The sequence below is a fragment of the Streptomyces minutiscleroticus genome, from assembly GCF_014650875.1.
In the GTDB taxonomy this organism is placed as follows: domain Bacteria; phylum Actinomycetota; class Actinomycetes; order Streptomycetales; family Streptomycetaceae; genus Streptomyces; species Streptomyces minutiscleroticus.
Genome location: NZ_BMVU01000022.1, coordinates 11,743 through 25,499 on the forward strand (window position 1 = coordinate 11,743; position 13,757 = coordinate 25,499).

At 74.1% G+C, this 13,757-nt stretch carries 11 protein-coding genes and 1 pseudogene; 6 read left to right on the top strand and 6 right to left on the bottom strand.

The annotated features are described in order from the left end of the window. Positions 1 to 128: 128 nt before the first annotated feature. Together IE271_RS21395 and IE271_RS21400 are read right to left on the bottom strand one after the other, a co-directional pair. The gene (locus tag IE271_RS21395) at positions 129 to 1,784 is read right to left on the bottom strand and encodes an FAD-dependent oxidoreductase (RefSeq protein WP_190191992.1); all 1,656 of its coding nucleotides are present in this window, start codon (positions 1,782 to 1,784) and stop codon (positions 129 to 131) included. Positions 1,785 to 1,874: 90 nt separating this feature from the next. Beyond that, complete coding sequence (locus tag IE271_RS21400; RefSeq protein WP_190191993.1) at positions 1,875 to 2,789, bottom strand: AurF N-oxygenase family protein; 915 nt, start codon at positions 2,787 to 2,789, stop codon at positions 1,875 to 1,877. Between the two features lie 440 nt (positions 2,790 to 3,229). Here IE271_RS21400 and IE271_RS21405 point away from each other — a divergent pair, with 440 nt between their 5' ends. Next, positions 3,230 to 3,970 carry an SOS response-associated peptidase gene (locus IE271_RS21405; protein WP_190191994.1) on the top strand — a complete coding sequence of 247 codons (741 nt, stop codon included), beginning with the start codon at positions 3,230 to 3,232 and terminating at the stop codon, positions 3,968 to 3,970. A gap of 99 nt (positions 3,971 to 4,069) precedes the next feature. Here IE271_RS21405 and IE271_RS21410 read toward each other — a convergent pair whose 3' ends face one another. Further along, positions 4,070 to 5,500 carry an APC family permease gene (locus IE271_RS21410; RefSeq protein WP_190192083.1) on the bottom strand — a complete coding sequence of 477 codons (1,431 nt, stop codon included), beginning with the start codon at positions 5,498 to 5,500 and terminating at the stop codon, positions 4,070 to 4,072. Between the two features lie 70 nt (positions 5,501 to 5,570). Here IE271_RS21410 and IE271_RS43360 point away from each other — a divergent pair. The 3 genes and pseudogenes from IE271_RS43360 to IE271_RS21420 form a co-directional block, all read left to right on the top strand. Next, positions 5,571 to 5,977 (top strand): annotated as a pseudogene (locus IE271_RS43360) (zinc-binding dehydrogenase); the annotation flags it as partial. A 726-nt stretch (positions 5,978 to 6,703) separates the two neighbouring features. Next, positions 6,704 to 7,669, top strand: coding sequence for an ABC transporter substrate-binding protein (locus IE271_RS21415; protein ID WP_229919469.1), 966 nt, complete (start codon positions 6,704 to 6,706; stop codon positions 7,667 to 7,669). A 202-nt stretch (positions 7,670 to 7,871) separates the two neighbouring features. After that, the gene (locus tag IE271_RS21420; RefSeq protein WP_190191995.1) at positions 7,872 to 8,351 is read left to right on the top strand and encodes a general stress protein; all 480 of its coding nucleotides are present in this window, start codon (positions 7,872 to 7,874) and stop codon (positions 8,349 to 8,351) included. 180 nt (positions 8,352 to 8,531) lie between these two features. Here IE271_RS21420 and IE271_RS21425 read toward each other — a convergent pair whose 3' ends face one another. Next, a complete protein-coding gene (locus tag IE271_RS21425; protein WP_229919470.1) occupies positions 8,532 to 8,891 on the bottom strand; it encodes a DUF4190 domain-containing protein in 360 nt (119 codons plus the stop codon). Between the two features lie 271 nt (positions 8,892 to 9,162). After that, entirely contained in the window at positions 9,163 to 9,810 is a 648-nt protein-coding gene (locus tag IE271_RS21430; protein WP_190191996.1) for an HAD family hydrolase, read from the bottom strand. A gap of 279 nt (positions 9,811 to 10,089) precedes the next feature. Here IE271_RS21430 and IE271_RS21435 point away from each other — a divergent pair, with 279 nt between their 5' ends. Then, positions 10,090 to 10,692, top strand: coding sequence for a DJ-1/PfpI family protein (locus IE271_RS21435; RefSeq protein ID WP_190191997.1), 603 nt, complete (start codon positions 10,090 to 10,092; stop codon positions 10,690 to 10,692). Between the two features lie 67 nt (positions 10,693 to 10,759). Here IE271_RS21435 and IE271_RS21440 read toward each other — a convergent pair whose 3' ends face one another. Next, positions 10,760 to 12,325 carry an SLC13 family permease gene (locus IE271_RS21440; protein WP_190191998.1) on the bottom strand — a complete coding sequence of 522 codons (1,566 nt, stop codon included), beginning with the start codon at positions 12,323 to 12,325 and terminating at the stop codon, positions 10,760 to 10,762. A gap of 499 nt (positions 12,326 to 12,824) precedes the next feature. Here IE271_RS21440 and IE271_RS21445 point away from each other — a divergent pair, with 499 nt between their 5' ends. Further along, positions 12,825 to 13,748, top strand: coding sequence for a GNAT family N-acetyltransferase (locus IE271_RS21445; RefSeq protein WP_190192086.1), 924 nt, complete (start codon positions 12,825 to 12,827; stop codon positions 13,746 to 13,748). Positions 13,749 to 13,757 lie beyond the last annotated feature (9 nt).

Here is a 13,757-nt window from a genome sequence, read left to right on the forward strand (position 1 = left end):
GCGCTCCGGGATCTCGGTGGCGGCGTCTCCGCCCCCACCGTCTCCCTCCGGCGCCCCGGACAGCACCGGCGCCCCGGACGCCGGTGCTGTCCGGGGCGCCGGAGGGAGGGATGCCGGGTGGCGGGGCGTCAGCCCCTGATGCGCCGCCGCCTGGCCGCCGCGACGAGTTCGGGCACGGTGGCCAGCTTGGCGCGGGGTCTGCCGTCGCCGCTGCCCAGGGCCCGCTCGGCGCGGTCGATGGAGGCGAGCCCGCGGGCGTCCACGACGTGGCGGTTGCGGCGGCGCGCCAGCCGCCGGAACTCCTTCTCCGACCCGGTCGGGGCCGGGAGCGCGTCCGCGACGGCGTCGGCGAGGAGCGTGCCGACGGTCTGCGCGGCGCAGGAGCGGTTGGCGCCGATGCCGCCGGAGGGACCGCGCTTGATCCACCCCACGACGTACGCCCCCGGCCGACCCACGACCCGGCCCTCCTCGTGCGGGACGGTTCCGGTGGCCTCGTCGAAGGGCAGGCCCGGCACCGGGACGCCCCGGTAGCCGATCGCCCGGAGCAGCAGGCCGGCGGGGAGGGAGGTCCCGCCCGCCGCCCCGGTGACCCGGACCGCGCGCACGCCCCGGTCCTCGTCGCCGACCACCTCCAGCGGCGCGGAGTGGAAGCGCAGGACGATGCGGCGGCGGCCGGCCGGCGGCGGGGCCGACCAGTCGACCCGCGCGCGCGTCGCGTCGCGCAGCAGGGCGGCCTTGTCGTGCGGCCCGGCCGCGTCGATCGCGGCGGCGGTCCGCGGGTCGTGGTCGTCCACGACGACGTCCACGCCGGGGAGCCGGGTCAGGGCCAGCAGCTCGGGGCGGGTGCAGGCCGCGTCCTCGGGACCGCGGCGGCCGAGCAGGACGACCTCGCGCACCCTGCTGCCGCGCAGCGCCTTCAGCGCGTGGTCCGCGATGTCGGTGCCGGCCAGGTCGTCCGGGTCGGAGACGAGGATGCGGGCCACGTCGAGGGCGACGTTGCCGTTGCCGACCACGACGACCCGCTCGGCCGAGAGGTCGACCGCGTCGGGGGCGACGTCGGGATGGGCGTTGTACCAGGCGACGAAGGCGGTGGCGGAGACGCTGCCGGGCAGGTCCTCGCCGTCGACGCCGAGCCGCCGGTCGCCGGAGGCGCCGACCGCGTACACCACGGCGTCGTGGTGCGCGGCGAGCTCGTCCACGGACAGGTCCTCCCCGACCCGCAGTCCGAGGAGCATCCGTACGCGCGGGTGGTCGTGGAGGCGGGCGAAGGTGTCCCCCACCTTCTTGGTGGCGGGGTGGTCGGGCGCCACGCCGTAGCGCACCAGACCGCCGGCCACCGGCAGCCGGTCGATCAGTGTGACGCGGGCGCCGGTGTGCAGGAGCAGGTCCTCGGCGGCGTACATGCCCGCCGGTCCCGTGCCGACGACCGCGACGCGCAGCGGGCGGAAGTCGGCGGGCAGCGTCCGCTCGAACACCGGCGCGCCCCAGCGGTGGAAGTTCGGGCTGTCCTCGGCGACCTCCGTGGGCTCGGCGTCCGCGTAGTACGCGGCGTTGATGTCGACGTACGCCTTCCGCGGGCCGGTGAGCGTGTCCGCCGGGAAGATCGCGTCCACCGGGCAGGCGTCGGCGCACGCGCCGCAGTCGATGCAGGCCTTCGGGTCGATGTACAGCATCTCCGTGCCGGCGAAGTCCCGTTCCTCCGGCGTCGGGTGGATGCAGTTGACCGGGCACACGGCGACGCACGTGGCGTCGCTGCAGCAGGTCTGGGTGATGGCGTAGGTCATGGTGTCCGCTCTTGCTCTCGCCCGGCGACGCCGCCGGGCCGGCCGGGTCGTCCGGACCGTCCGGCCGACGGCCCCGGACCGGGGAACGCGTCAGATCAGGTGGGCGCGCTTGTAGAAGGCCAGGGCCGGCTTGGTGAGCAGCCGGCACGAGGCCAGGAACTCCATGAGGCCGGCGCAGCTGGAGCGCAGCATCGCCTTGTGGTGCTCGTTGGCCCGGGCCTCGGCCAGCGCGCGCTCCTCGTCGAGGCCGGCGTTGGCGTACACCTTCCTGTTCACCATGCTGGTGACGATGACGTAGGCCGCCACCGCGATCACGAAGGCGTGGATGTTGCGACGGGCCGGTCCCGCCTTCGCCAGGTGCTTGCGCATCTCCTCGCGGGCGAACTTCATGTGCCGGGACTCCTCGACGACATGGATGTTGTTGATGGTGCGCACGAACGGAACGACCCGCTCGTCGCGCATCCAGTCGCGCTGCATGACGTCCAGGACCTCCTCGGCGACCAGGATCGCCGCGTAGGCGGCCTCGCCGAAGGCGAGGGTCTTGAAGGCCCGGCCGAGCTCGACGGCGGCCCGGGGCGGCCGGTACGCCGGGGCCCGCAGCTTCTTGGCGCCGCGGGCGAACATGATCGAGTGGCGGCACTCGTCGGCGATCTCGGTGAGGGCCCACTGGACCGTGTCGTCGGTGGGGTCCTTGGCGTAGACGTCCCGCAGGATCAGCTGCTGGAGGATCATCTCGAACCAGATGCCGGTGCTGGCGACCGACGCGGCCTCCTGGCGCGTCAGCTCCTTGCGCTGCTCCTCGGTCATCTCGGACCAGTAAGCGGTGCCGAACAGTGTGCTCCACTCCGGGCTCGCGCCGTGGAAGTCCTCGTCCAGCGGCGTCTCCCAGTCCACTTCCTTCGCCGGGTCGTAGGACAGCGTCGCGGACGAGTCGAGCAGTCGCCTCGCAACGCCGGGCCCCTGGGCGCTCTCCGGAACGTCCGGCCGGGCCGTGCTGCTTGCCATGCTCCCCACTCCTCGGTTCGAGAGTTCGAGTAACTGCCGTGCGGTGCGCGGGTGGTGCGGGTGGTGCGGCGGCGCGCCGGCCGCGTGGGCGCCTGCCGCCTCGGCGGACCGGCTCCGGACGCGGCTCACGCCCGGCGGTGTGCGGCTCCCGCCCGGCGGCACGGTGGGAGCGCGTGCCGCCCGCCCGTGCTCGAGGCGGCGCACGGCCGTCACGCGTTCCGTGCCGCGGCGCCCGGCGGGGCCGCCGCCGACCCTTGTTAGACGGACTGTATAACAAGGGTCCGCGCCCGGCCTACCCCCCAGTAGCCATCTCTCGTCGTCTTGCCGCGACGGCGCGTCCGCATGCGCGGGCCGACGTCCGCAGGCCCGGGTACGCGCGCCGTCCGCCTTCCTGTGCGTATGTGCGGGCGGCGCGGCCCGGACAGTGGCACAGTGTGGGCATGTGCGGTCGTTACGTCTCCACTCGCGGCACCGAGGACCTGGCGCGGCTCTTCCAGGTCGCCGACCCGCCCGCCGAGGAATCCCTGACCCCCAACTGGAACGTCGCCCCGACCCAGGAGGTGTGGGCCGTCCTCGACCGCGCCCCGCGCGAGGACGCCGACGCGCCGGTGCGGCGGGAGCTGCGCCCCCTGCGCTGGGGCCTGGTGCCGTCCTGGGCGAAGGACGCGGGGATCGGCTCGCGGATGATCAACGCGCGGGTGGAGACCGTGCACGAGAAGCCCTCCTACCGCAGTGCCTTCGCCAAGCGCCGCTGCCTGCTCCCCGCCGACGGCTTCTACGAGTGGCAGCAGACGACGGACGGGACCACCGGCAAGCCGCGCAAGCAGCCGTACTTCATCCACCCCGAGGACGGACGGGTGATGGCCTTCGCCGGTCTCTACGAGTACTGGCGCGACCCGGACGTGAAGCAGGACGACGACCCGGCCGCCTGGCTGATGACCTGCACCATCATCACCACCGAGGCCACCGACGCGGCCGGCCGCGTGCACCCCCGCATGCCGCTCGCCCTCACCGAGGACCACTACGACGCGTGGCTGTCCCCCGAGCGCCGGGACCCCGACGAGCTGCGCGCCCTGCTGACCCGCCCGGCGGACGGCCGCCTGGCCGCCCGCCCGGTCTCCACGGCCGTCAACAACGTCCGCAACAACGGCCCGCACCTCCTGGAAGAGGCATCCGTCTGATCGGAGAGGTCCCCGCCCGGCCGAAGAGGTCTCCGTCCGGCCGGACCGGGCGGGCGGAAAAGGCGCGGGCGCCGGAAGGGGCCCGCACCTGCGGGGCCGTCAGTCCTCGACGACCAGGGCGGGCGTGTCCCGGGCCAGCGTCTCGCCGCGGAAGAACTCCGGGCTGCGGCGCCGCATCAGGAGCATCGGCGCCACGCCGAGGAGCAGCAGTCCGACGCCGATGACGAAGACCGAGCCCATGCCGAGGACGGCGGAGCCGCTGCCGTAGGCGGGGTCCCACACGTCGTACAGGGTCTGCCCGAACACGGCGGTGAGCATCAGGCCGCCGAGCCCCGGCGCGATCCCCTTGACGGCCAGTTCGCGCACGGAGCGGCGCAGCTCGCGGCGGAAGTACCACACGCAGGCGAAGGCCGTGATCGCGTAGTAGAAGCAGATCATGAGGCCGAGGGCGCAGACGGTGTCGACGAGGACGTTCTCGCTGAGCAGGGTCATCGCGGTGGAGAAGACGCCGGTGGCCGCGCCCGCGGCGACGGTCGCCCGGCCCGGCGTCCGGAAGCGCGGGTGCACCCGGGCGAAGGAGGCGGGCAGCGCCTTGTAGGTGCTCATGGCCAGGGCGGTGCGGGCCACCGGGATGAAGGTGGTCTGCAGGCTCGCCGCCGCGGAGGCCACGACGGCGACGAAGAGCAGGACGCCCGGGCCGGAGCCGAGGACCGGGCCGGCGAGCACGGCGAAGACGTCGTCGGCGGTGTCCGGGTTGCCGAGGCCGGTGCCGGTCCCGCCGACGCCCGCGTACACCTGGGCGGCGACCGCCACCGTCAGGCAGGACGCCACGATCACGACGATGGCCAGCAGGGCGGCGCGCCCTGGGGTCCTCGCGCTGCCGACGCTCTCCTCGTCGACGGACAGGCAGGTGTCCCAGCCCCGGTAGATGAAGATCGACAGGGAGAGTCCGGCGGTGAAGGCGGCGAAGGACTCGACGCCGAAGGGGTTCATCCAGGACCAGGAGAAGCTCAGCGACCCGGCCGCCTCGCCGGACTTGGCCACGGCCATCACCACGAACAGGGCGAGCACCACCAGTTGCAGCCCCACCGGGGCGTACTGCACCCACTTGGTGGCGGTGATGCCGCGGTGGCCGATCGTGATGGCGGCGGCGAAGGCGAGGGTGGTGAGGACGTGGACGGCCTTGTTCCCGTCCAGGGCGGCGACGGCGTCGCTGCCGGTCAGCTCGCCCGCGGTCAGCCAGAAGAAGGAGGTGGCGACGCCGGCGAGGTTGGACAGCACCACCGTGGCCACCAGCAGGCCCCAGCCGCACATCCAGCCCACGTACGGCCCGAAGGTCTTCACCGACCAGGTGAACGAGATGCCGCAGTCCGGTACGGCCTGGTTGAGCTCGCGGTAGGCGAAGGCGACCAGCAGCATCGGCAGGAAGCCGGCGAGGAAGACCGCGGGCATCTGCAGCCCGACCTCGCCGACCGTGGGCCCGAGGGTGGCCGTCAGGCAGTAGACCGGGGCGACGGTGGAGACGCCGATCTTTCCCTTCGGCGCCCTGCCCGCTCCGGGAACGGGGACCGGGGCGGGGCCGGGCGTGTCACAGCGGCAACCGTGGTACCCGGTGACCGGCGCGGTGCGGGCCGCCGAGGCCGTCGGAGTGTGGGGCGTGGGCGGACTGGGCGTGCACGCGGTCCAGTTGCTGCGCGCCGTGGGCGCCTGCCCCGTCGTCGCCGTCGACCCCAGCCCCGTCGCCCGCGAGCGGGCCCCGGCCGCCGGCGCCGACGCCGCGCTGGACTCCGCCGCACCCGCTTCAGCCACCTCCAGCAGCGGATCCTCGGCCACTGCGGCTCGGACATGCCGGTGGCCCTCCCGCAGCTCCTGAACCTGGTCCGGGGCGGGCGTCCGGACTCCTCCGGTTCCATCAGCGGGGTGCTCTTGCCGGCCGGGGCCGCGGAGGCGGTCGGGCGCCTGGAGGGGAGGGAGGGCGACCCCGTCCGCCTCGTCCTGCATCCCTGACGTACCGTCAGGCACTGGGCGCACGGCCGTCGTAGGGGCCCGCGCGGTGCGCCCGGGCCCGTACGACGGCCAGGTGGTCGGGCTTGTACGACGGCCGTGCTGCCGGACGGTCGAGCGGCCGAGTGGCCGGGCTCCGCAGCCGTCACAGGGCAGGGGCCCGCCGGACGCGAGAGGCACGGTGGGGTCCTGAAGGAGTCCGGTATACGGGCGGTGGTTGACGGGACACGCGTCGTCCTGCTGAATGGGCGGCATGACGGTTCAGCGGCGTTTGGTGACGCGCGATCACATCGACTTCGGTCGCGTGTGGTCCGCCGCGTGTCGCGCCTGATCCGGCGGCGGGCCGCCCGACCGGCCCCGCTCCTTCGCGGTGCCCCCGTAGTGGGCTGAGCACCGCCCGCGCGTTCCGCCCGTAGGCCGGTCCTCCGGCCGGTACGGTCCCACGCGTTCCGGGACCCCGTCCCGGACACCGGTCCCGCGGTCCTGTCCCGGACGCTCGCCGCCACCTCTCCGGTCCGCCCCGACGCCCCGGCCCTGTCCGCGCAGGCACCGTCTCTTCCCGTCACCGGCCTCCCCGGTCGATCCCGGGCGACGGACGCGGCGTCGGCCGTGGCGTCGGCCGACGCCGTGCGCGCGGAAGGGCGCGGGCCGACGCGGGGACGAGCGGACCTCCCCGCCCGCCGAGAAGCAGTTCCCCTCCCCACCACCGACCCGAAAGGCCACCGTCCCGTGAAGCTCTTCGCTCCCGGAGTCCGCCGGCGCCGCGTCCCGGCCGCCGCCGCGTTCCTGTCCGTACTGCTGCTGACGACGGCCGCGTGCGGCTCCGGCGGCACCGACGCCACGACGGCGGCGGGCGCGCGGCCGTCCGCCGCACCGACCGGCGACCCGGTCGCGGACGTCCGCAAGGTGGACTCCGTCGCCGCGCTCCTCCCCGCCGACGTGCGCGAGGCGGGCACGCTGAAGATCGGCAGCTCCGTCGGAGCACCGCCCTCCGCCTACTTCCCGAACGGTTCGGACAAGGCGCCCGAGGGGCAGGACATCGACATCGCCGACGCCGTGGCCAAGGTCCTCGGCATCCGACTGCTGCGCCAGGACGCCTCCTTCGAGACGATCCTGCCCGCCCTCGGCAGCGGCAAGTACGACGTGGGCACCGGCAACTTCGGCGTCACCGCCGAGCGCCTGAAGACCATCGACTTCGTCACCTACATCAACGACGGCCAGGGCTTCGCCGTGCGGACGGGGAACGACACGCTCGGCGGGAAGGTCACCGACCTCACGCAGCTGTGCGGACTGACCGTCGGCACCGGCGCGGGCACCACCTTCGAGGTGACGCTCCGGGAGCAGAGGACGGTGTGCGCCGACGCGGGCAGGAAGCCGTACGACGTGAAGGTCTACTCCGAGAACGGGGCGGCGGTCACCGCCCTCCAGCAGGGCCGCATCGACGTGATCATGTCGACCATCAACGGCCTGCGCCACCAGGCATCCCAGCCCGCCTCGCGGACCACGTTCCTCAACGAGTTCCACCGCCTCGACGTCGGCTTCGCGTTCAAGAAGGGCTCCCCGCTCACCAAGGCATTCCGGGCCGCCGTCGACGAGCTGATCGAGAACGGCACGTACGCCGAGATCCTCGACAAGTGGGGCACCGGCGACTCCGCGATCGAGACCTCGCGGATCAACCCGCCCGAGCGGAGGTGAACAGGAGGAAGCGGACGTGGGGAGCGCCCCGGAGGCGGCCCGCGGGGGAGGAACGGGAGGAACGGGAGGAGCGGGAGGAGCGGGAAACCCGCTGAGCGGGGTGTCGGTGGGCGCGCACGGCGTCCGATACGGTCCGCCGCGCCTTGCGGCGGGTACGGCCCGGCACCAGGCTGGACGGCAAAGGCACGAAGGGAGTCCTTCGATGACCCACTATCCGCCCACGGTGCCCGTCGACCGCCCGGTGGTCGGCTCGTACCAGACGTACGAAGGTGCGCAGCGCGCGGTCGACTTCCTGTCGGACAGCAGGTTCCCCGTCGAGCGCACCGCCATCATCGGCTCGGACCTGCGGATGGTCGAGACGGTGCTGGGCCGTCTCACCCGCGGCCGCGCCGCCCTCGCCGGGGCGGGCTCCGGCGCCTGGTTCGGTCTGCTCATCGGTCTGCTGCTGTCACTGTTCGCCGCGGGGAACCACCACGCCCTCGTCCTGATGCTCAGCGGCCTGCTCTACGGTGCCGTCTTCGGCGCGCTCTTCGGGTTCGTCGGGCACGCGCTGAGCGGCGGCCGCCGCGACTTCTCCTCGCGCAGCCAGATCGTCGCGGCCCGCTACGACGTGGTGGCGGACTCCGAGGTCGCCGAGGACGCGAAGAACATGCTCATCAAACTCGGCTGGCGGGAGGGGTGAGGGACGGGAGGACCGGGAGAGGCGGGTCGGGGGACCGCCGCTCTCCGGCTCCGCGGGCCGGACACGGCACCGCGGCGGCCGGTCCGCACGAGGACCGTGCGGACCGGCCGCCGCGACACCGTGAACGCGGCACCGTGAACACCGTGCGGCGCGGGCGCCGTCAGGTGTGGCGGGACGCCGTCAGCCGTTGTTCACGTCCCGGTTGAAGTCCTTGGAGCACTGGTCGCGCTCCGCCTGGGTGTCGGCGTGCCGGACGCAGTCGGAGTAGCTCTTGAACTCGTCGCTGTTGAACACGGCCACGCCGGCCGCGAGGATGATCGCCGAGCCGATGAGGCCCAGCAGACCCGCCACCGCGCCGATGATCGCCATGGCACCGTTCGTAGCGGTGCCGCGCTTCTTGCGGCGGTAGCCGAGAACGCCGAAGACGATGGCGAGCACGCCCAGGACGATCCCGCCGATCACGGTCCAGAAGGAGACGAGCGCCACCAGTCCGAGCACCAGGGCCGCGATGCCGAATCCGTTGCGGCGCTCGTGCGGCACGCCCGGGTGGGGCTGCCAGGTTCCGTAATGTCCTCGGGCCGATGCCATCGTTGCCACCTCCGCTGTGTCGGGTGCAGTGACGCGTCCGCCCGGTCTCCGGTCCGGGCGCGTGCCGTCCGCCGGCAGCCGGTCGGCCATGGCGACCGGTTGCCCCCGTTGCGCAGCGGTATGCCCTCCTCCGCTCGCGCCGCGAGCCGCCCGGGGGCTTCCGGCCCCATTGTCCTGCCGCACAGCGGGCGGCGCGAGACCGGCGGCGGGGCCGTACGCCGGGCTACGCGGAGGAGTGGGAGAGCAGGTGGTCCACGGCCTCCGGCACGTCACCGACGGTGTGATGGGGGGTGGCGAGGTCCTCGGGCCAGGGGCGCCCCCGGACCCAGATGGCGCGCAGGCCGGCCCGGTGGCCGCCGGCGATGTCGGTCTCGGGGTTGTCGCCGGTCATCCAGTCGCCGGGGGTGAGCTGGGTCCCGCAGCGGGCCGCGGCCAGTTCGAAGAGGCGCGGGTCGGGTTTGCGGACGTCGATGTCGCCGGAGGCCGCCATGCCGTCGATCAGGCCGGACAGGCCGGTGGCGTGGACCTTGGCGCGCTGGATGTCGCTGGCCCCGTTGGTCGCGACGCCGATGCTCCAGCCCGCCTCCCTGAGACGGGTGAGGCTGTCGAGGACGGCCGGGCGGCAGGTGACGGAGTCCGCCATGCGGTCCACGTAGACCCGCCACAGGTGGTCGGGGTCCTCGCCGAGGCGGAAGGTGTCGCGCAGGCGGACGAAGTCGTGCCGGTCGGCGCGGTCGGCGAGTTCGGTCAGCAGCCACCGCTCGATCTCCGGCCCGTACCCGTGGTCGTGGCTGAGCTCGGCTATGGCGTCCGTGAAGGCGGAGCGGCGGTCGACCAGGGTGCCGTCCAGGTCGAAGAGGGCGAGGCGCATACGGGTGACCTTAACCGGGCGGACCGGCGGTTTCCGATCACGGCATCGCGCGGCCTGCGGGATCCGCCCGAGCGGAAGACCCCGCGAACCCGCGGGAGAAGGGGGCACGCCCCGGCCGTACGCGGGCGGCCGCTGCCCCGGCCGCGTACGGGCCGGGGGAGACGCCGCGGCCGTGTGCGAGCGGGGGACGCCGCGGCCGTGCGGGGGCGGAAACCCTGCGGCCGTGCGCGGGCGGGGAATCCCGTGGCCGTGCGCGGGCGGGTCTGCTTGGATCGCGGCATGACCGGTGAAGACACGCGGAAGATCGGCATCCTGCTGTTCCCGGACGTCGAGGAGCTCGACGCCGTCGGACCGTGGGAGGTCCTGTCGTACTGGACCCGCACCTTCCCCGAGGACGGCTGGGAGGTGTTCTGCGTGTCCGCCGACGGTGAGCCGGTGACCTGCGCCAAGGGGCTCACCATCGCCGCTCACCACGGGACGGCCGACATGCCCGCGCTGGACGTGCTGCTGCATCCGGGCGGCCGCGGGACCAGGCCCCGACTCAAGGACGAACGGCATCTCGAATGGGTGCGGTCCCAGCGGCGCTCGGTTCCCCTGATGACCAGTGTGTGCACCGGCGCGTTGGTGTTCGCGGCGGCCGGACTGCTGTCCGGACGCCCCGCCACCACGCACTGGGGCGCGCTGGACCTGCTCGCGGAGCTCGACCCGACGATCGACGTACGGCCCGACGAGCGGTTCGTGGACGACGGCGACGTCGTCACCTCCGCCGGCGTCTCGGCCGGTATCGACATGGCCCTGCACCTGGTGGCCCGGCTGGCGTCACCGGAGCGCGCGCGTCAGGTGCGGCACGGCATCCAGTACGACCCGCAGCCGCCGGTGTGAGACCGTCCCGGACGGCCGGTCCGCCGGACGCCGCGCCCGTACCGGGGCCCGTGCGGGCCACCCGGGCTCAGCCGAACCCGGGTACGACCATCACCAGCCACACCACCGCGGGCACCGCGGCGACCATGGCCCCGCCGTAGGTCATCAACTGCCGGAAGAAGCGCTCGCGGTCGACGTCCGGAGCCGCCGCCAGGACCAGCGCACCGTTCGTGGAGAACGGGCTGACGTCCACGACCGTGGCGGACACCGCCAGGGCCGCCACCATGCCGACGGCGCCGATCTCGCCCCGCGCCAGGAAGGGCACGGCCAGCGGGATCAGCGCGCCCATGATCCCCACGGACGAGGCGAACGCCGAGACGATCGCGCCGATGTAGCACAGCAGCACCGCGGCCAGCAGCGGCACACCGATGTCGCTCACGCCCTCGCCCGCCCAGGTGATCGTGCCCATCTCGTCGAGCACGCCGACGTAGGTGAGCACACCGCAGACGAGCAGCACGGTGGGCCAGGCGATCCGCCCCACCGCGGCCCGGCTGTCCGCCGGCCAGATTGCGCTCAGGAGCGCGGCGAGGGTGAGGGAGGTCAGTCCCGCGTCGAGGTCGAGGACGAGGACGGCGACGACCAGCACCACGAGCGCGGCCAGTGTCGCGATCCGGGCGGGGGTGAGGCGGACACCGCCCGAACCGCCCGAACCGCCCGAACCGCCCGAACCGCCGGCGCCGTCGGGCGCCGCGACGGCCGTGTCCGTCCTCGCCCCGCATGAGGCGGCCGTGCCGAGTGAGGCGGCCGGTCCGCGCGAGGCGGCAGACCCGTGCGAGGCGGCCGTGCCGTTCGGCCCGTACGTCCTGGCAGGCCCGCTCGACCCGTACGCCCCGGCCGGCCCGCTGGGCGCGCCCGCCTCCGGCGACGACGGTCCTTCCGGTGACGACGGTCTCCTGGACGGCAATGACCCGGGGCCGCCACCGGCCTCCGCGCCCTGTGACGGAGGTGTCCCGGCCTCCGCGCGGTCGCCGGGCACGGCGGCGCCCCGGTCCCGCAGCCGCGCTCCGCCGAAGAGGACGAAGACGACGGCGGCGATGACGAGGTTGACGACGAGGGAGGCCAGGAACAGTGTGACCTCGCTGCCGGGGAGGTCCTCCCGCTCCACGATCCCGTTGACGATCGTGCCGTAGACGCTGATCGGGGAGAAGCCGCCGGCCTGGGCGCCGTGCACCACCATGGCGCCCATCAGCAGCGGGTGGATCCCGTACCGGCTCGCGAAGCCGAGCGCGACGGGCGCCACGACGGCCACCGCCGCGGGACTGACCGCGCCGATCGCCGTCAGCGCCCCGGTCAGCGCGAACATCACCCAGGGGATCAGCACCACCCGCCCGCGCACCGCGCGGACCGCGGCGTGCACCAGCCAGTCCGTGGTGCCGTTGGCGCGGGCCGTCGCGAACAGATAGGTGACGCCGACGAGGACGACGAAGAGGTCGCCCGGGAAGCCGGCGAAGATGCCGTCGGCGTCCAGACCGGCGACGAGCCCGCCCACGGCGAAGGCGGCCGCGAAGGCGAGGGCGCCCATGTTGACGGAGCGCGTCGTGGCGATGACGAACACCGCGGCCAGGACGAGCACGGAGACGAGTTCAGGGGACATGCGGACTCCCACTCTTCGGGATCCGGAACGCGGACGGGGAGGAGCGGACCTCGACGGGTCCTGGCGGGGACGGCGGACAGTGGGACGTGTGCCTGCCGGGGGACGGCGGACGGTGGACAGTGGGACGTGTGCCTGCCGCCTCCCGCGGGGGTCGGGCGACCGGGCCGCCGGCGGCCCGGTCCTGATGGCCCGTCAGCCTGAACCGCGCCCGATCGCACGTCAAGGGGACGCGCGCGGCCGGTCCGGCCGCTCCGCCCGGGCGCGCCCGCGGAAAAGGCGTTGCGGGCGGGACGCCGGTCGGATAGACCTGACGGCCGGATCCCCGGGCGCCGGGCACGCGGGACCGCGACAGAGGGAGGAGGGGGAACCGTGAACAACTCCGTGCACCCCGTCATCACCGTGCTCGCCCCTTCCCGGGACGCCGACCGCGGCTGAACCCGGAGCGGGCGAGCACCTCCCACAGGAGCGTGTCCCGACCGTGAACCCGAACGATGTGACCATGCGCCCGATCACCGGACGCGAAGAACTCGACCTCTTCTGCCGCCTGTCCTACGCCCTCAACGGGGAGTTCCCCGAGGACCTCGCACGGGCCCGCAGGCGGCCGGAGTGGATGTGGGTCGCCCTGCGCGGCGACCGGCTGCTGGCCAGGGCCGCCTGGTGGACCCGGCCGGGGAACGACACCCCGCATCTGCTGGACGTCCTGGACGTCGACGACGGCCTCCCCGCCCACGAGCGCGTCGAGGTCGGCGAACGACTGCTGCGCACGGCGGCGGCCGCCGTCCTGCCGGACGGCGCGCCCCGGCCCGAGTACACCCGGTTCGTCCCGCCCGGCTGGCGCGACGACCCCGCCACCGCCCGCCCGGTCCGGGACCGCATGACGATCCTGGAGCGCGCCGGCGCCCGGCTGTTCGTGGAACGGCTCCGCCTGGAGTGGCGCCCCGGCACCGCGGTCCCCGGGCCGAGCGGCCGCCTGGCCTTCCGCCCCGTCCAGGACAGCGGGGAACTGCTGACGCTGATGGCGGCGGTCCTGGAGGGGACGCTGGACGCCCACAGCCGCGAGGACCTGACCCGGATGTCCCCACGCGAGGCCGCGGCCGCCCAGTACGAGGAGGAGCTCGCGCGCTACCCCAGCCCGAGGGAGTGGTGGCGGATCGCGACCCTGCCCGACGGGGAGCCCGTGGGCTTCGTGATCCCGGCCCACAACACCTACAACCCGGTCATCGCCTACATCGCGGTCCTGCCCGGGCACCGCGGCCGCGGCCACGTCGACGACATCCTCGCCGAGGGCACCCGCGTCCTCGCCGCACAGGACGTGCCCCGCATCCGGGCCTCGACGGACCTCGGCAACGTCCCCATGGCCGCGGCCTTCCGGCGCGCCGGGTACGTCGACTTCGAACGGGAGATCAACATGACCTGGGACTGATCCCGGCCC